Raw genomic sequence first — 16,021 nt, forward strand, 5'->3', positions numbered from 1 at the left:
GAACCACCCGATCCCATCCCGAACTCGGAAGTGAAACGCAGCTGCGCCGATGGTAGTGTGGCTCAAGCCATGCGAGAGTAGGTCATCGCCAGGGGCTTTACCCGAAACCCTCAGTCCAACAGGACTGAGGGTTTCTTTTTGTCCAAAATCCACAACGTAACCGCCAAAAACACCGCGCAAGGACGCACGCTGACCAGCGGATCCGCATCCGCAGGCTCAACGCTCAGGCTGAGCCAGGCACTGGTGGCACGACACGCGCTTGACGCTGAGGGCCGACTTCCCGGTACTGCAGCGGCATCCACCTTGCCCTGATGATCGCAAAGACATCTGTTTATCGATCGATTGGTAGATGGTCAAAGAACCGACCAGTCAGTGCGTCGCCAGTGAAAGCATTTAAAAGCACCTAAAAGTACCTGTGATGGTTGCTGGCTTCCCGCTTATAGATCGGCACGAGGAGCACCGGTTGCCGGCTAGTGCGGGCAAATGGGGCCTGGTTGCACTCCACAGGCGCCAGACTCCTGGGACCATCAGGAGCCCTGGGGACTATCAGAGGCCCTGGGACTATCAGGGCCATGCAATTCATCAAGATCGAAGTCACCCGGTGCCTCGGTGACTCGGTGACTGGTCTATTCTCTTGGCCGCCATGCTGCTCACCGAGATTGCATCCGATACGCATGTGCTTGGCCACATCACTTATCGCCGTCGCATGAGGCATTGGCAGGGCACAAGCCAACAAAAAACCCCGCGTGAGCGGGGTTTTTTGGTCCAATCGACTGCACTATGACGTCTGCATCGAGGATCAGTCGCCCAAGGTCAGCAGGGAGGCATTGCCGCCGGCGGCGGTCGTGTTGACGGTGACGACCTTCTCGGTAGCGAAGCGCAGCAGGTAATGTGGACCCCCGGCTTTCGGGCCGGTGCCCGACAGGCCCTGGCCGCCGAAGGGTTGTACGCCGACGACCGCGCCGATCTGGTTACGGTTGACGTAGACATTGCCCACCGCAACGCGTGCGGTGATGCGATCGATGGTCTCGTCGATGCGCGAATGCACGCCCAGGGTCAGGCCATAGCCAGTGGCGTTGATCTGGTCGATGACGGCGTCGAGCTGGTCGGCCTTCCAACGAATGACGTGCAGCACAGGTCCGAAAACCTCGCGCTGCAGCTGCGCCAGCGAGGTCAGCTCGTACGCACGTGGGGCGAAAAAACTGCCGTTAGCGGCGGCCGGATCCAGGGTGGTGGAGCCGATCAGGCGGGCTTCGCGATCCATGCGCGCTGCATGATCATCGAGGATCTTGAGTGCATCTGCATCGATGACGGGACCAACGTCGGTGGACAGGAGCGCAGGATCGCCGATCTTCAATTCCCCCATGGCGCCGGCCAGCATGGTCATGACCTTGTCGGCGATGTCGTCCTGCACGAACAGCACGCGGGCCGCCGAGCAGCGTTGGCCGGCGGACATGAAGGCGCTGGAGATCGCGTCCTTGACGACGGCTTCCGGCAACGAGGACGAGTCGGCGATGAAGGCGTTCTGGCCACCGGTTTCGGCAATCAACACACCGATTGCGGCATCGCGCGCAGCCAGGGTGCGGTTGATGACGCGTGCGGTCTCGGTGGAGCCGGTGAAGGCAACGCCCGCCACGCGCGGGTCATTGGTCAGCGCCGCGCCGACGGTGGCGCCGTCGCCCGGCAGGAACTGCACGACCGTCTCGGGGATGCCTGCTTCGTGCAGTAGCTTCACTGCGGCGTAGCCGATCAGGTTGGTCTGCTCTGCGGGCTTGGCGATGACGCTGTTGCCGGCGGCCAGTGCGGCGGCGACCTGGCCCAGGAAGATGGCGAGCGGGAAGTTCCAGGGACTGATGCAGACGAATACGCCGCGGCCATGCAGCTGCAGTTCGTTGGATTCACCGGTCGGTCCGGGCAGGCGTTCGGGCGCACCGAACTGGGCGCGTGCCTGGCCGGCGTAGTAACGCAGGAAGTCGACCGCCTCGCGCACCTCGGCCACGGCGTCGGGCAGGGTCTTGCCGGCCTCCTTGACGCAGATGGCCATGAACTCGGGCATGCGCGCTTCGAGCAGGTCGGCCGCATGCTCCAGGATGGTGGCGCGGCTGGCGGCAGGTGTGCGGTTCCAGGCTGGCTGCGCGGCAGCCGCGGTCGCCAACGCCGTCTGTACGGTGGCAGGATCGGCTGGCTGCCACTGCCCGACCGTGTCGCGGCGGTCTGCCGGGTTGCGCACGGCCTGGCTGGGCGTGCCGATCACCGCGCCGGGCACCAGCGGGCCGGCCTTCCACGGCTTGATGGCGGCATTGAGTTGCTCGGCCAGCTGCCGCAGATCGTTGTCGTTGGCGAGATTGGCGCCCATGGAATTTTTCCTGTGTTGGTTCTGGCTGCGCAGCAGATCGGTCGGCAGCGGAATCTTGGGATGCGGAATGGAGCCGAACGAGGACACTGCTTCGACCGGATCACGGATCAGCTCTTCGATGGCGACGTCCTCGTCGGTGATGCGATTGACGAAGCTGGAATTGGCGCCGTTTTCGAGCAGGCGACGCACCAGGTACGGCAGCAGATCCTCGTGCGAGCCGACCGGGGCGTACACGCGACAGGGCAGCCCCAGGCGATCGGCCGGAATCACTTCGGCATACAGGTCATCGCCCATGCCGTGCAGTTTCTGGTGTTCGTAATGCTTGGTCGTTGCGATTGCGCGTACTGCCGCGATGGTCTGCGCGTTGTGCGTGGCGAACATCGGATACAGCGCATCGCTGTGCGCGAACATGCGGCGCGCGCAGGCCAGATACGACACGTCGGTATTCTGCTTGCGGGTAAAGACCGGGTAGCCGGGGTGGCCTTCGATCTGTGCGCGCTTGATCTCCGCGTCCCAGTACGCGCCCTTGACCAGACGCACCGGAATGCGACGGCCGACGCGGCGCGCCAGATCGGCGAGAAAATCGATCGTGTACGGCGTGCGCTTCTGATACGCCTGCACCGCCAGGCCATAGCCCTCCCATCCATCCAGCGACGGGTCGGAGAAGGTGGCCTCGATGATGTCCAGCGACAGTTCCAGACGGTCGGCTTCTTCGGCATCGACGGTGTAGCCGATGCCGTAGGACTTGGCCAGTTGCGCCAGCTCGAGCACGCCCGGCACCAGTTCGGCCATCACGCGTGCGCGCTTGGCATGCTCGTAGCGCGGATACAGTGCGGACAACTTGATCGAGATGCTGGGCGCTGCAAAGACATCGGTACCGACGAAACTGCCGCTGCGGCCGATCGCATGGATGGCATCGCGGTACGCCTGCAGATAGCGCTGCGCATCCTTCATGGTCAATGCGCCTTCGCCGAGCATGTCGAAGGAATAGCGGTAATCGGCGTTGTCGCCCTTGCGCGAGCGCGAGAGGGCCTCACCGATGGTGCGGCCCATGACGAACTGGTGGCCCATGATCTTCATCGCCTGGCGCACTGCCAGGCGAATCACCGGCTCGCCGACGCGGCCGATCAGGCGCTTGAACGCACCCGGCACGTCGGCACGGGTGAGGTCGTTGAGCTGCACCAGCTTGCCGGTGAGCATCAGGCCCCAGGTCGATGCGTTGACCAGCACCGAGTCGCTGCCGCCGACGTGTTTTTTCCAGTCCGCATCGCCGAGCTTGTCGCGGATCAGCTTGTCTGCGGTGTCCTGGTCGGGAATGCGCAACAGCGCTTCGGCCACGCACATCAGCAAGACGCCTTCTTCGCTGCCCAGGTCGTACTGGCGCATGAAGGCTTCGATCGCGCCCTGGTCTTGCGCACGTGCGCGGACGCGGGTGACCAGATCGGCGGCGACTGCCTGCACCTTGGCCTGTTCGGCGGCGGGCAGACGCGCCTGGTCGAGCAATTCGCGGACGTGCTCGGTTTCGTCCTTGAGCCAGGCGGCGGTGATCGCCGCACGCAATGCGCCGGGTGCGGCAGGCAGCTCGGGCGCCAGCAGCGGGCGCGCAACTGAGGGAGAGGCAAGCGGGTCGAGCTGAGCGTTCATGCGTAGGGCGCCTGGGAATCCGTGCTCATTCTAGAGAGCCGCGGGCTCCGCGCACTTGTGTGGAAGCGGCAGCTTTTCCGCCGTTTTGTGCACGTGGCCAGCGCAGGCCCAAGCGGGCTCGATCGTTGCCGGCCACGGGCACGGGGATCGCTGCCGGCATCGGGAAGTGGTTGATTTACGCGTGTTTTTAGCTGCACTGCAGCAATTCGATGATTGCCGGAAACGCTTGCCGCCTGCGTTCGCGCGGGTCTACCATCGGGCTGTTCCCGCAGCGCGCTGCGTGTTGCCAATGATCGAAGTACTGCCGTTGATGTCCGAAGGGGTCGGGACGCAGTTGCGGTTGCGGCCTCCGCGGGCATTGTCGGCCAGGCAGTTCGTGCAGTTGTTCGCAGTATTGGCGGGAACGATGTGGGTAGTTGCGGGCCTGGGGTGGTGGACCGGCAATGCATTCGCGCCGGTGTTCGCCCTGTTGCACAGTGGTGTGGTGGCGCTGGCGCTGCGGCAGTTGTGGCGAAGTGGCGAGCGCGAAGAAGCGATCCGGGTGGGAGACACCGTCGTCGAGGTGTTTGCGTCCGGGCATGCGCCACCAGCGTTTCAGGCACATCCGCATTGGGTGCGGTTATGCATGGAACGCGACGACAGGGTGGTGCTGGTCAGCAGCGGCAAGCAGATCGAGATTGGAAGTTTTCTCGGGCCGGCCGAACGTGTGGAACTGGCAACGACGTTGAAATGCTTGCTCGCGGCCGCCAATGGCCGTCACCGATGACGTAAGGGTCTAGGCAATGACGCAACGCAGCAGCTGGAAGGCAACGTATTCGAAGTGGGCTTTGGCGATGGTGGCGCTGCTGGGCGCTTCAGTTGCCTGGGCGCAATCGGCCGATCCGAAGGAATGGCAGCTCAACATGGGCCGCGGGGTCACCCAGACCGCGCGCATGGCCTACGAGGCGCACATGGTGGCGCTGTGGGTCTGCGTGGTGATCGGCGCGCTGGTGTTCGGTGCGATGGGCTATGCGATCTTCAAGTTCCGCAAGTCCAAGGGCGCGGTGGCTGCGCAATTCAGCCACAACACCACGGCCGAGGTGTTGTGGACGGTGATCCCGGTGCTGGTGCTGATCGCGATGGCCTGGCCGGCGACGGCCAAGCTGATTGCGATGTACGACACCCGCGAGTCGGAAATGACCGTCAAGGTCACCGGCTACCAGTGGATGTGGAAATACGAGTATCTGGGCCAGGGCGTGGAGTTCACCAGCCGGCTGGCGCGCGAGTCCGACCGTATCCGCCAGAGTGGCGAGCGTCCGACTGCGGCCTCGCAACCGCATTACCTGCTGGATGTGGACAACCGCCTGGTGCTGCCGGTCGGGACCAAGATCCGTTTCGTGATCACCGCCGATGACGTGATCCATGCGTGGTGGGTGCCGGCCCTTGGCTGGAAGCAGGACGCCATCCCCGGCATCGTCAACGAGGCATGGACCAACATCGAGCAGCCCGGCGTGTATCGCGGGCAGTGTGCCGAGTTGTGCGGCAAGGACCATGGCTTCATGCCGATCGTGGTGGAGGCGCTGCCCAAGGCCGAGTTCCAGCGCTGGCTGGCGGCGCGTCGCAGCGCCAATGCGCCGCCTGCTGCACCGGCGGGCGCCCCCGCACCGGCGCCGGCGTCCACACCTGCAGCGCCGCCTGCCGGCGAGGCTGCGCCTGCTCCGGCCGCCGCGCCCACTGCCGCTCTTTAATCGCCCGCAACCGCACCGCTTCGTAGAGGTCGTTCCGTCATGGCGCATACCGCAGTCGATCACCACGGACACCACCAGCCCGGTTTCGTCGAGCGCTGGTTCTTCTCGACCAATCACAAGGACATCGGCACGCTGTACCTGCTGTTTTCCTTCGTGATGTTCATCATCGGTGCGGCGATGAGCGTGGTGATCCGCGCCGAACTGATGCAGCCCGGGCTGCAGTTCGTCAAACCCGAATTCTTCAACCAGATGACCACCGTGCATGCACTGGTGATGATCTTCGGTGGGGTGATGCCGGCCTTCGTCGGTCTGGCCAACTGGATGATTCCGCTGCAGATCGGCGCGCCGGACATGGCGTTGCCGCGCATGAACAACTGGTCGTTCTGGTTGCTGCCGGTGGCCTTTACCCTGCTGCTGCTGACGTTGTTCCTGCCCGGCGGTGCGCCGGCCGGTGGCTGGACGCTGTATCCGCCGCTGTCGCTGCAGGGCGGCTACAACGTGGCCTTCAGCGTGTTTGCAATTCACGTGGCCGGCGTCAGTTCGATCATGGGGGCGATCAACATCATCGCCACCGTGCTCAACATGCGCGCGCCCGGCATCGATCTGTTGAAGATGCCGATCTTCTGCTGGGCCTGGCTGATCACCGCCTTCCTGCTGATTGCGGTGATGCCGGTGCTGGCCGGTGCAGTGACCATGCTGCTGACCGACAAGTTCTTCGGCACCAGCTTCTTCAACGCGGCCGGCGGCGGCGACCCGGTGATGTACCAGCACATCTTCTGGTTCTTCGGGCATCCGGAGGTCTACATCATGATCCTGCCGGCGTTTGGCGTGGTCAGCGAGATCATTCCGACCTTCAGCCGCAAGCCGCTGTTCGGCTATCAGGCGATGGTCTATGCGATCGCGGCAATCGCGTTCCTGAGTTTCATCGTGTGGGCGCACCACATGTTTACCGTGGGCATGCCGCTCGGTGGCGAAATCTACTTCATGTTCGCCACAATGCTGATCTCCATTCCGACCGGGGTGAAGGTGTTCAACTGGGTCAGCACGATGTGGAAGGGATCGCTGACGTTCGAATCGCCGATGCTGTGGGCAGTGGCATTCGTGATCCTTTTCAGCATCGGTGGATTTTCCGGCCTGATGCTGGCGATCGTGCCGGCGGATTTCCAGTACCACGACACGTATTTTGTGGTCGCGCATTTCCACTACGTGCTGGTCACCGGAGCGGTGTTCGCGTTGATTGCGGCGGTGTACTACTGGTGGCCGAAATGGACCGGGCGGATGTACAACGAAACCTGGGCCAAGTTCCATTTCTGGTGGACGATGGTGTTCGTCAACCTGCTGTTCTTCCCGCAGCATTTCCTTGGCCTGGCCGGCATGCCGCGGCGCATTCCCGATTACAACGTGGTATTTGCCGACTGGAACCTGATCAGCTCGATCGGCGCGTTCGGCATGTTCGCCACGCCGTTCCTGATGGCCGGCATCCTGCTCGCCTCGCTGCGCGGCGGGGCCAAGGCCGACGCACGTGCCTGGGAAGGCGCCAGGGGACTGGAGTGGACGGTGCCCTCGCCCGCACCGGCGCATACCTTCACCGTGCCGCCGGTGATCAAGCCTGGAGATCTCGCGCATGAAGACATCGGTCACTGAGCCGGCGCCGGCAGCGGTGGCACGGCTGCTCTCGGCTGCCGAACGGCAGGCGCGACAGCGTCGCGCGGTGCGCCGCACGGCGATCACCGTCGGCATCATCGCGTTGCTGATCTACGCAGGTTTCATCGCCTCGGGAGTCATCGGACGATGAATGCGCGGGCGCCTGCACCTGCACCGACGGCTGGCTTGTTCAAGCTGCTGGGCGTGGTGCTGGGCGTGTTCGTGCTGACCTTTTCGCTGGTGCCGCTGTATCGCATCGCGTGCGAAAAAGTGTTCGGCATCCGCATGGAACGCGCACCGGGCAGCACGCGTGGCAATGCGGCGGCGATTGCAGGGCCTGGCAAGCGCACGGTGCGGGTGGAGTTCGATGCCGGGGTCAATTCCAAGCTGCCGTGGACCTTCCATCCCGAGCAGATGACGATGGATGTGGTGCCGGGCGAACTCAACGAGGCGCTGTATTTTGCGCGCAACGACAGCGCGCGTGCGGTGGTCGGCAGTGCGGTGCCATCGGTCGCACCGGCGCGCGCGTCCGGATACTTCAACAAGACCGAATGTTTCTGTTTTACCGCGCAGACCTTGCAGGCCGGCGAAACGCGCGACATGCCGCTGCGTTTCATCGTCGACCCTGCGCTGCCGCCGGAAGTCACCACGATCACCCTGTCCTACACGTTCTATCGCAACGACACCCTGACCTCGGAGCTGCAGGGCGGTGGCGCATCCAGCGCGCCGCGCGCCGCGCCGTAATCCCTCATCCACACGCAGCACCGACACGGAAGCAACGCCATGGCCGACCACAGTCCCAACGCCGATGCGTATTTCGTCCCGAGCCAGAGCAAGTGGCCCTTTGTCGGGTCGATTGCGATGTTCGTGATGATGATCGGCGTGGCCAGCTGGCTCAACGATGCGGCATGGGGACGCTGGACGTTCTTCGTCGGCATGGCGATGCTGCTGGCGACCTTGTTCATGTGGTTTGGCGATGTCATCCGCGAATCCAACGCCGGGCACTACAACCGCCAGGTGGACGGCTCGTTCCGCATGGGGATGGTGTGGTTCATCTTTTCCGAGGTGATGTTCTTCGGCGCCTTCTTCGGTGCGCTGTTCTACACGCGCGTGCTGACGCTGCCCTGGCTGGGCGGCGAAGGCGATGGCGTCATGACCAACGAACTGTTGTGGAACGGTTATTCCGCTGCGTGGCCGACCAATGGCCCCGGCACGATCGGTGGGCAATTCCAGACCATTCCGGCCTGGGGCCTGCCGCTGATCAATACGCTGATCCTGCTCAGCTCCGGCGTGACTTTGACCATCGCGCACCACGCACTCAAGGGCGGTCGTCGTGGCGCGCTATTGCTGTGGCTGGGGCTGACCGTGCTGCTGGGCTGCGTGTTCCTGTTCCTGCAGGCCGAGGAATACATCCACGCCTACACCGAGCTCAATCTGACGCTGGGATCTGGCATCTACGGCTCGACCTTCTTCATGCTCACCGGCTTCCACGGCATGCACGTGCTGCTGGGCACGATCATGCTGGCGGTGATGTGGCTGCGTGTCGCGCGCGGGCACTTCACCCGCGACAACCACTTCGCCTTCGAAGCGGCCGCCTGGTACTGGCACTTCGTCGACGTGGTGTGGCTGGCGCTATTCCTGTTCGTGTATGTACTTTGAGGGCTGGGATTGGGGATTCGGCATTGGGGATTGGCAAGAGCGATCCGCGTTTGCTGTTACCAATCCCCAATGCCGAATCCCCAATCCCGTCGGCCGCGTCAGCGGCCGAGCCCATGCGGCTTGATCCAGCCGGTATAGATGCCCAGGATCACCACGGCGATCAGTGCGACTGAGAGGCCGATGCGCCAGGTCAGTGCGTTGACGGTACGCTTGGTTTCGCCACGGTCGGTGAGCAGGTAGTACAGGCCTGCGCCCAGGTTCCACAGGATCACGATCAGGAAGGCGACAATCAGCAACGTCTTGAGCGAATCGTTCACAACAGCCCCGGTGGTCGTCGGCGTGGTAGCGGCATTGCACGCCTTTTTGCGTCGCTTGTCATGATGCGCAAGCACACGGCGGTGCTGGGATGGTGCCTGGCCGTGCTGGTCAGCGCGGGTTTTGTGGCGCTTGGACAGTGGCAGCTGCAGCGCATGCACGACAAACAGGCGTTGCTGGAACGCGCGGCGCAGGTGCGGCAGACGCCGTTGACCCTGGTGCAGGCCCTGGCCACGCCGCATGCGCTGGCCTGGGTGAGCGGGCAGGTGCGGTTTCTGCCGCAGCAGGTGCTGCTGGACAATCAGCTGCATGCCGGGCGCGCCGGCGTGCGGATCTATCAGCTTGCCGCGCCGCAGGGCAGCCCCGTCACGCTGCTGGTCGATCTGGGCTGGCTGCCGTTGCCGGCCAATCGGCAATTGCCGAGGACCACGCCGCTGCAAGGGACCCATACGCTGCAGGGGTTGCTGGGTGCGCCGCCCTCGGCCGGGCTTGCGATGGGGCCGGCGTTGTCGGCTGCCGATGCGCCGCAGACCTGGCTGGCTACGCGTCTGGAGACCACCGCCCTGCGCAGCGCGCTTGGCAGGCGCGACATTTCGTCGCAGGTCCTGCGCCTGGATCCGGCCCTGCCGGTCGGTTACGCACGCGACCTGGAGATGCTGCCGAATACGCTTCCGCCCGCGCGGCACTTGGGTTATGCGGTGCAATGGTTCGGTCTGGCCGCAGCCGTGCTGGTCACCGCGACGCTGCTGACGTGGCGTGCGCGTCGCCGCCGTCGACGCGGGCACTGACGCCTGCGGCATGAGAAAATCGCCGGCATGACCTCCTCCACATCGGCCACGCCGCATTCGGTCAAACGCGGCCGCAGGATGCTGATTGCCCTGGCGGTGCTGTTCTTCGGCTCGATGTTGCTGGCCGGCGTGCTGCGCTTCTCCGGATGGCAGCCGGCATCGATGCGCAATCACGGCGAGTTGCTCCAGCCGCCTGCCGACCTGCGCGGCTTGTTGCCGGTGCGCGCGGACGGGCAGCCGTATGCCTGGACGCCTGCCGAACGCGTGTGGCGGATTGCGCTCGCACCGCCGGCCAGTTGCACGCAGCAATGCGTGACGCTGGCGGCCGAACTGGACAAGGTCTGGCAACTGCTCGGGCATCGCGCCGACAAGGTGGAGGTGTTGTGGATCGGCACCCCGCCGGCCGGCTTGCCGCCGATGCCGGCCCTGCGTGTGCTGCGCGACGACGCGCGGCTGCGGCAGGGCCTGCCGCGTGCCGACGATGCCGCCGGCGTGCCGGTGTATGTGATCGACCCCAACGGCTTCGTGATCCTGCGCTATGCCCCGGGGTTCGACCCGGCCGGCCTGCGTGCCGATCTGGTCAAGCTGCTGAAACTGATGTGAGCCCGTTTCGATGAATCTGTTTGCGCCACCGGCATTGTTCCGCCACTTCCATCGCATGGCCTGGCTGGCTGCGCTGTTCACTGCGAGCACGATCCTGTTCGGGTCGTTCGTGCGGCTGTCCGATGCCGGCATGAGCTGCCCGGACTGGCCGACCTGCTATGGCCGCGTCACCTGGCCACAGACCAGCGACGAAGCCAACGCGCATGTGGCCAGCAAGATCCGGCCGCTGGAATCGCACAAGGCCTGGCGCGAGCAGGTGCACCGCTTCCTGGCCGGGGCGCTCGGGGTGGAGGTGCTGGTGCTGTCGTTGCTGGCGGTGCGCCGCCGCCGCATGGGCATCGCCCAGGTGGTCGCTGCCGCGGTGCTGGTGGCGTTGTCCATTCCGCTGTACATGTCCGGCTGGCACACGCTGGCGTTCGGCGTGGCGATCGCGGGCGAGGCCATCCTGCTGCTGGCGGCGCTGCGCTGGAGCAATATCGACCTGGCGCGTGCGGCGGTGCTGACGCTGGCAGTGGTGATCTTCCAGGCGCTGCTGGGCATGTGGACGGTGACGTTGCTGCTCAAGCCCATCGTGGTGATGGGCCATCTGCTCGGCGGCATGCTGATGTTCTCGCTGCTGGTGTGGATGGCCTGGCGCGCAACCCATTTGCCGATCACGCTGGCGGACGCATCGCGGCTCACCTGGCTGTTGCGCGCGGGCGTGGCGGTGCTGGGCCTGCAGATCGCGCTTGGCGGCTGGGTCAGTGCCAATTACGCGGCGCTGGCCTGTGGCGGCGGCAGCTGGTCGGCCGACAATTTCCCGCGTTGCGTCAGCCAGTGGTGGCCGCCGCACGACTTCCGCGAAGGCTTCACGCTCTGGCGCGGGATCGGAGTGGATTACGAAGGCGGTGTGCTCGACGGCGCAGCGCGTATCGCCATCCAGATGGCGCACCGGTTGTGGGCCATTGCGACGGCGCTGTATCTGTGGTGGCTGGCCTGGCGTCTGTCGCGCTCGCCGGGCATGCGCGTGTGGGCCGGTGCGCTGGCGGTGCTGGTGGCGGTGCAGGTGACGCTGGGCATGCTCAACGTCAAGTTGGCCCTGCCGCTGGAAGTGTCGGTGCTGCATAACGGCGGCGCAGTTGCGCTCCTGTTCGTGCTGGTCTCGCTGCTGGCGCGGCTGCGCGCGCCGGAGTGAGCATGGCCGTCAGCGCACGCGACTACTGGGATCTGACCAAACCCAAGGTGGTGGCACTGATCGTGTTCACCGCCTTGGTGGGCATGTTCCTGGCCATCCCGGATGTCCCGACGTGGCTGCAGGTGCGCACCGGTGCATTGGGCTTTCTGGGCATCTGGCTGGCGGCATCGGCCGCGGCGGCGATCAACCAGTTGCTGGATGCCAAGATCGACGCGCAGATGGCACGCACCTCATGGCGGCCGCTGGTGGTGGGCAAGGTACGGCCGTGGCAGGTGCTGCTGTTTGCCAGCGTGCTGATCGTGATCTCCATGACCATCCTGGTGGTCTGGGTGAACGTGATCACCGCGGTGCTGACGTTTGCGTCGCTGATCGGTTACGCGGTGATCTACACCGTGTACCTGAAGCGGGCGACCTCGCAGAACATCGTGATCGGTGGCCTGGCAGGCGCCACGCCGCCGATGCTGGGCTGGGCCGCAGTGACCGGCTTGCCGACCAGCGCCGACTGGATCAACGCCTCGCTGCTGGTGCTGATCATCTTCATCTGGACGCCGCCGCATTTCTGGGCGCTGGCGATCTTCCGGCGTGCCGATTACGCCAAGGCGGCGATCCCGATGCTGCCGGTCACCCACGGTGTGCCGCATACGCGCAAGCAGATCCTGGTGTACACGGTGCTGCTGGCGATCGTGACCCTGCTGCCGGTGGCGGTGGGCATGAGCGGGCTGTTCTACCTGGGCGGCGCGGTGGTGCTCAACGTGGTGTTCCTCTGGTACGCCTGGCGCATGCTCGACCCGCCGGACGAGCTGTTCTCGATGAAGATGTTCGGCTACTCCATCGTGTATCTGATGGCGCTGTTCGCGTTCCTGATGGTGGATCACCTGCTGTTGCCGTGGGTGCGCTAGCGGCAGCGCAGTGAAGCCCGCCACCGCCAACAGCCATCGGTAGACCTGCCAGGCTGTTGGCGGAGTGAGCTGGCCGGCGCGGCTGCAACCGGCCCATCTCGCTCATAGCCGCCGGTTGCGCGCGTGGTCGGGCATCCGGCGGCCAACCGCCAAACCGCCGCTGCGATGGTGTCAGCGTGCCCACACTCGCGGTGCGGCTGGCTGCGCCGCCATGCCGGCTCAGCCCAACCAGCTGGCACATTCGCCGGTGTTCTTGCTGCCGCAGCTGCTCTGCATCTTCTGCTGCAGACGCGCCAGCACCGCATTGCCGTCCTGGTGATGCTGCTTGCTCCAGGTCTTCAAGGCAGCGCCCAGCGTGGCAAAGCGCTGCCGGGTGCGTTGGCGGTAGCCATCGGGTTGCCCGGCCAGCTCGCCGATCACCTGCGTGGCAGCGGCTTCGATGCCGGCGGTGTCGTCCGGGCTGAGCCGGATCAGCCCATCCACGTACATCACGCCCCACTGCACGCGGGTGGCCGGTCCTTGCGCGCTTTCGTACGCCTTCCTGAGCCAGGACAGCGCGGTCTTCTTATCGCCGCGTTGTTCGGCCAGGCCGGCCAGTTCAGGCATGTAGTAGTAGGGCGTCTTGCTGCGCGTCAACTCGGCCAGCAGCAACTGTTCGGCGCCGCTGTTGTCGCCCACCTCGCCGAGCAACGCTGCGGCGGTGCTGATGGTGGACTGGCGTTCCTCATCGGTCCTGGCGGTGTCGGTGGCCCATTGCACGCGTTGCTGCACGGTGTCGACCACGGCCTTGGGCAGCGGCGGTTGCGCGCCCTTGGCCTCGGTCTCGGTGGGCTGGCCTTGCGCCAGGCGGGCCAGCTGGATCCGTGCGTACGCGGTGCCGAGCCGGTCGGCGATCGGCAATGCAGGGTTGGCATAGATCTTGTCCAGCGCCAGATTCAGCGCGTTGGACAAGGTGGTGCGCTCGCTGGCATCGCTGCTGGCAGCGGCGACCAGCCGTGCGGGCATGTAGCTCAGCGTGCCGAGATTGGCGCGCACCTCTGCCGGGTCGGCCAGCACCGCTTCCAGCAAGCTGCGCGACGCCGCGCTGGCGCCCGGTGGGTGCTTGGCTGCGGTAATCGCTGCCAGGGCGAAGCTGCGTTGCAGGGCCGGCTGCGGCGCCGACCTGGACAGGCGCGTGAGCACATCGACGGCCTGTTCCGGCTTGACCAGCCGGTCATCGGTGCCCCAGGCGTAGTTGCCGAGCACGGCCCAGTCGTCCGCGCTGAGTTGCTGCGGGCGCTGCAATGCGGTGTCGAGCAGTTGCCTGACGGTGCTGGTGCTCTTGGCGGCCACGCGCAAGACATCGGCCAGCCGCGCGTTGTCGGCATCGCCGGCCAGGCGGGTGATCTCGCTGCGATCCGGACGCAGCACGATGATGGTCGGATAGCCCTTGATGCCGAAGCGCTCGCCCCAGGCCTGCGCGCCCTCCGAATCGCCATCCAGATGCACCGCCACGAATTGCTGGGTGCGGGCGATGAAGGTAGGGTCCTTGAACAAGGTGGCTTTCAAGCGATTGCAGGGCGGGCACCAGGCCGCACCCCAGTACAACAGGATCGGCTTGCCGCTTTCCCTGGCCTCGGCGAAGGCATCGTCGACATCGCCCTCGCGCCAGGCAATGCTGGACGCGGGCGCCGGCGTGGTCGCTGCCCCGGTCTGCGCGGGGGCGGCCGGCGTGGCGGGCTTGTTGCAGGCGGTGAGCGTGGCCAGTACCGCCAGCAGCGCAATCAGGGGCGGGGCAGGGCGTCGGAACGACAGCGTCATGGCAATCACCGATGGGCGTGGCAGGCAGGTGGATCGAACACTCTAGCGAGCGGCACCGTGCCAGCGGCGGAGTGCGTCATGCCCGTTGTATATCTGCTTACAACCCGCAGCGACACGCAGCGCGAACCGGTGTCGCGCCGGGCGTAGCGGCCTGGCGAATCCGGCGCAGGCAACCCACCGGTGGCAAGCAGCCTTCCTTGGCAGGACACGCAGCGCGGGAGGCGCCGGGTGTCATCGATCAGGCCACCGTCGTGCCGTGGTTGTCAGGTTCAATGCCCGCCGGCATCGGCCGGCGTCTCGCCCGGTGCGGTGCGTGCATAACGCGCGGCCACGAAGGCGCAGACAATCAGCTGCAGCTGGTGATACAGCATGATCGGCAACACGATCGCGCCCAGGCCACCGCCGGCAAACATCACCTTGGCCATCGGCACGCCGGTGGCCAGGCTTTTCTTCGAACCGCAGAAGACGATCGCGATTTCGTCGGCGCGGTTGAAGCGCAGGCGCCGCGCGATGAAGGTGATCGAGAGCATCGCCACCGCCAGCAACAGCGCGGCCGCACCGAGCACCGCGAGCAAGGCCGGCAACGGCGTCTTCTGCCACAGGCCTTCGTTCACCGATGCGCTGAAGGCGGTGTAGACCACCAGCAGGATGGTGCCCTGGTCGGTATAACGCAGCACGGCGCGATGCCGTTCGACCCAGCCGCCGATCCACGGGCGCATGAAATGGCCAGCCAGAAACGGCACCAGCAACTGCAGCAGGATCTTGCCGATCGCCTCAGCCGGGTGCGCCATCGCGCCCTGACTGCCGACCAGGGCGCCCATCAGCAACGGTGTGAAGAACACCCCCAGCAGGCTGGAAAGCGAGGCGGCGCAGACAGCCGCCGGCACGTTGCCGCGCGCCATCGAGGTGAAGGCGATCGACGATTGCACCGTGGACGGCAGCGCGCACAGAAACAGCACGCCGATATACAGCTCCGGTGTCAGTGCAAGATGCGCGAGCGGTTTGAACAACAGCCCGAGCAGCGGGAACAGCACGAAGGTGCAGGCCAGGATCAGCAGGTGCAGGCGCCAGTGCAGCGCGCCGGCCTTGACCGCCTCGCGCGACAGGCGCGCGCCGTGCAGGAAGAACAGCGCAGCAATCGCCACGTCGGTGACATCGTCCATGATCGCGGCGGCGGTGCCCGAGACCGGCAGGAACGAGGCGAGCGTGACCGTGCACAGCAGCGCGAGGGTGAATGGATCGATGCGCAGCCGCGCCAGCCAGTGTTTGATCATCGTGCGTATTGAGGGGGGGAGCTGTCTGCAGAGTGCCATTGTAGAGGCCCGTGGGCCGCCTGCGAGTCGGTCGCGCCGGCATCGGCCGACACCCGGGGCAGGAGTGAAGCAGTCAGCGCGACGCTCGGCCCGATGGCC

The 16,021-nt window shown here is 65.5% G+C and carries 14 protein-coding genes and 1 rRNA gene; 11 read left to right on the forward strand and 4 right to left on the reverse strand.

Going from position 1 to position 16,021, the window contains the following annotated elements; translation table 11 throughout:
• Nucleotides 1-94 (forward strand): 5S ribosomal RNA (gene rrf, locus EO141_RS05795); the annotation flags it as partial.
• Nucleotides 95-799: 705 nt separating this feature from the next.
• Here the strand turns inward: rrf and putA are convergent.
• A complete protein-coding gene (gene putA / locus EO141_RS05800; RefSeq protein WP_127168716.1) occupies nucleotides 800-4,000 on the reverse strand; it encodes a bifunctional proline dehydrogenase/L-glutamate gamma-semialdehyde dehydrogenase PutA in 3,201 nt (1,066 codons plus the stop codon).
• Nucleotides 4,001-4,289: 289 nt separating this feature from the next.
• Between putA and EO141_RS05805 the strand changes: the two genes are divergently transcribed.
• Genes EO141_RS05805 through EO141_RS05830 form a run of 6 tightly spaced genes read left to right on the forward strand, consistent with a single transcriptional unit; the run spans nucleotide 4,290 to nucleotide 9,030 of the window.
• A complete protein-coding gene (locus tag EO141_RS05805; protein ID WP_127168717.1) occupies nucleotides 4,290-4,766 on the forward strand; it encodes a DUF2244 domain-containing protein in 477 nt (158 codons plus the stop codon).
• A gap of 16 nt (nucleotides 4,767-4,782) precedes the next feature.
• Nucleotides 4,783-5,727, forward strand: coding sequence for a cytochrome c oxidase subunit II (gene coxB, locus EO141_RS05810; protein ID WP_115050953.1), 945 nt, complete (start codon nucleotides 4,783-4,785; stop codon nucleotides 5,725-5,727).
• Between the two features lie 39 nt (nucleotides 5,728-5,766).
• The gene (gene ctaD / locus EO141_RS05815; protein ID WP_115050952.1) at nucleotides 5,767-7,371 is read left to right on the forward strand and encodes a cytochrome c oxidase subunit I; all 1,605 of its coding nucleotides are present in this window, start codon (nucleotides 5,767-5,769) and stop codon (nucleotides 7,369-7,371) included.
• A complete protein-coding gene (locus EO141_RS05820) occupies nucleotides 7,352-7,522 on the forward strand; it encodes a hypothetical protein (RefSeq protein WP_127168718.1) in 171 nt (56 codons plus the stop codon). Before ctaD ends, EO141_RS05820 begins: the two co-directional genes overlap by 20 nt.
• The gene (locus tag EO141_RS05825; protein ID WP_127168719.1) at nucleotides 7,519-8,115 is read left to right on the forward strand and encodes a cytochrome c oxidase assembly protein; all 597 of its coding nucleotides are present in this window, start codon (nucleotides 7,519-7,521) and stop codon (nucleotides 8,113-8,115) included. The genes EO141_RS05820 and EO141_RS05825 overlap by 4 nt, the downstream gene beginning before the upstream one ends.
• A 39-nt stretch (nucleotides 8,116-8,154) precedes the next feature.
• Nucleotides 8,155-9,030 (forward strand): cytochrome c oxidase subunit 3, encoded by an 876-nt coding sequence (locus tag EO141_RS05830; RefSeq protein ID WP_104535425.1) that lies wholly within the window; start codon nucleotides 8,155-8,157, stop codon nucleotides 9,028-9,030.
• A 98-nt stretch (nucleotides 9,031-9,128) separates the two neighbouring features.
• Here the strand turns inward: EO141_RS05830 and EO141_RS05835 are convergent, their stop codons facing one another.
• The gene (locus tag EO141_RS05835) at nucleotides 9,129-9,347 is read right to left on the reverse strand and encodes a twin transmembrane helix small protein (RefSeq protein ID WP_006449736.1); all 219 of its coding nucleotides are present in this window, start codon (nucleotides 9,345-9,347) and stop codon (nucleotides 9,129-9,131) included.
• 60 nt (nucleotides 9,348-9,407) lie between these two features.
• On the opposite strand from EO141_RS05835, the gene EO141_RS05840 reads away from it, so the two are divergent.
• From EO141_RS05840 to cyoE, 4 genes are read left to right on the forward strand one after another with little or no spacing between them, the layout of a single operon-like run.
• Nucleotides 9,408-10,133 carry an SURF1 family protein gene (locus EO141_RS05840; RefSeq protein ID WP_119131666.1) on the forward strand — a complete coding sequence of 242 codons (726 nt, stop codon included), beginning with the start codon at nucleotides 9,408-9,410 and terminating at the stop codon, nucleotides 10,131-10,133.
• Between the two features lie 27 nt (nucleotides 10,134-10,160).
• Nucleotides 10,161-10,736: a hypothetical protein gene (locus EO141_RS05845; RefSeq protein WP_127168720.1), complete on the forward strand. Its 576-nt coding sequence runs from the start codon at nucleotides 10,161-10,163 to the stop codon at nucleotides 10,734-10,736.
• Between the two features lie 10 nt (nucleotides 10,737-10,746).
• Complete coding sequence (locus tag EO141_RS05850; protein WP_104584132.1) at nucleotides 10,747-11,910, forward strand: COX15/CtaA family protein; 1,164 nt, start codon at nucleotides 10,747-10,749, stop codon at nucleotides 11,908-11,910.
• A 2-nt stretch (nucleotides 11,911-11,912) separates the two neighbouring features.
• The gene (gene cyoE / locus EO141_RS05855) at nucleotides 11,913-12,809 is read left to right on the forward strand and encodes a heme o synthase (RefSeq protein ID WP_104584131.1); all 897 of its coding nucleotides are present in this window, start codon (nucleotides 11,913-11,915) and stop codon (nucleotides 12,807-12,809) included.
• Between the two features lie 219 nt (nucleotides 12,810-13,028).
• On the opposite strand, the gene EO141_RS05860 is transcribed toward cyoE, so the two are convergent.
• Nucleotides 13,029-14,609 carry a thioredoxin family protein gene (locus EO141_RS05860; protein ID WP_127168721.1) on the reverse strand — a complete coding sequence of 527 codons (1,581 nt, stop codon included), beginning with the start codon at nucleotides 14,607-14,609 and terminating at the stop codon, nucleotides 13,029-13,031.
• A gap of 269 nt (nucleotides 14,610-14,878) precedes the next feature.
• Nucleotides 14,879-15,883 (reverse strand): bile acid:sodium symporter family protein, encoded by a 1,005-nt coding sequence (locus EO141_RS05865; protein WP_164739088.1) that lies wholly within the window; start codon nucleotides 15,881-15,883, stop codon nucleotides 14,879-14,881.
• Nucleotides 15,884-16,021: the final 138 nt, after the last annotated feature.

Origin of the sequence: Xanthomonas sp. BRIP62415, assembly GCF_003993515.1 — a bacterium.
GTDB classification, from domain to species: domain Bacteria; phylum Pseudomonadota; class Gammaproteobacteria; order Xanthomonadales; family Xanthomonadaceae; genus Xanthomonas; species Xanthomonas euroxanthea.

Bases quoted from the DNA above. Each gene is read 5' to 3' on its own strand.
- EO141_RS05860 (WP_127168721.1), bottom strand. From the start codon at position 14,609: ATGACGCTGTCGTTCCGACGCCCTGCCCCGCCCCTGATTGCGCTGCTG.
- coxB (WP_115050953.1), top strand. From the start codon at position 4,783: ATGACGCAACGCAGCAGCTGGAAGGCAACGTATTCGAAGTGGGCTTTG.
- EO141_RS05805 (WP_127168717.1), top strand. From the start codon at position 4,290: ATGATCGAAGTACTGCCGTTGATGTCCGAAGGGGTCGGGACGCAGTTG.
- putA (WP_127168716.1), bottom strand. From the start codon at position 4,000: ATGAACGCTCAGCTCGACCCGCTTGCCTCTCCCTCAGTTGCGCGCCCG.
- EO141_RS05850 (WP_104584132.1), top strand. From the start codon at position 10,747: ATGAATCTGTTTGCGCCACCGGCATTGTTCCGCCACTTCCATCGCATG.
- EO141_RS05840 (WP_119131666.1), top strand. From the start codon at position 9,408: ATGATGCGCAAGCACACGGCGGTGCTGGGATGGTGCCTGGCCGTGCTG.
- EO141_RS05820 (WP_127168718.1), top strand. From the start codon at position 7,352: ATGAAGACATCGGTCACTGAGCCGGCGCCGGCAGCGGTGGCACGGCTG.
- EO141_RS05845 (WP_127168720.1), top strand. From the start codon at position 10,161: ATGACCTCCTCCACATCGGCCACGCCGCATTCGGTCAAACGCGGCCGC.
- ctaD (WP_115050952.1), top strand. From the start codon at position 5,767: ATGGCGCATACCGCAGTCGATCACCACGGACACCACCAGCCCGGTTTC.
- cyoE (WP_104584131.1), top strand. From the start codon at position 11,913: ATGGCCGTCAGCGCACGCGACTACTGGGATCTGACCAAACCCAAGGTG.
- EO141_RS05825 (WP_127168719.1), top strand. From the start codon at position 7,519: ATGAATGCGCGGGCGCCTGCACCTGCACCGACGGCTGGCTTGTTCAAG.
- EO141_RS05865 (WP_164739088.1), bottom strand. From the start codon at position 15,883: ATGATCAAACACTGGCTGGCGCGGCTGCGCATCGATCCATTCACCCTC.
- EO141_RS05830 (WP_104535425.1), top strand. From the start codon at position 8,155: ATGGCCGACCACAGTCCCAACGCCGATGCGTATTTCGTCCCGAGCCAG.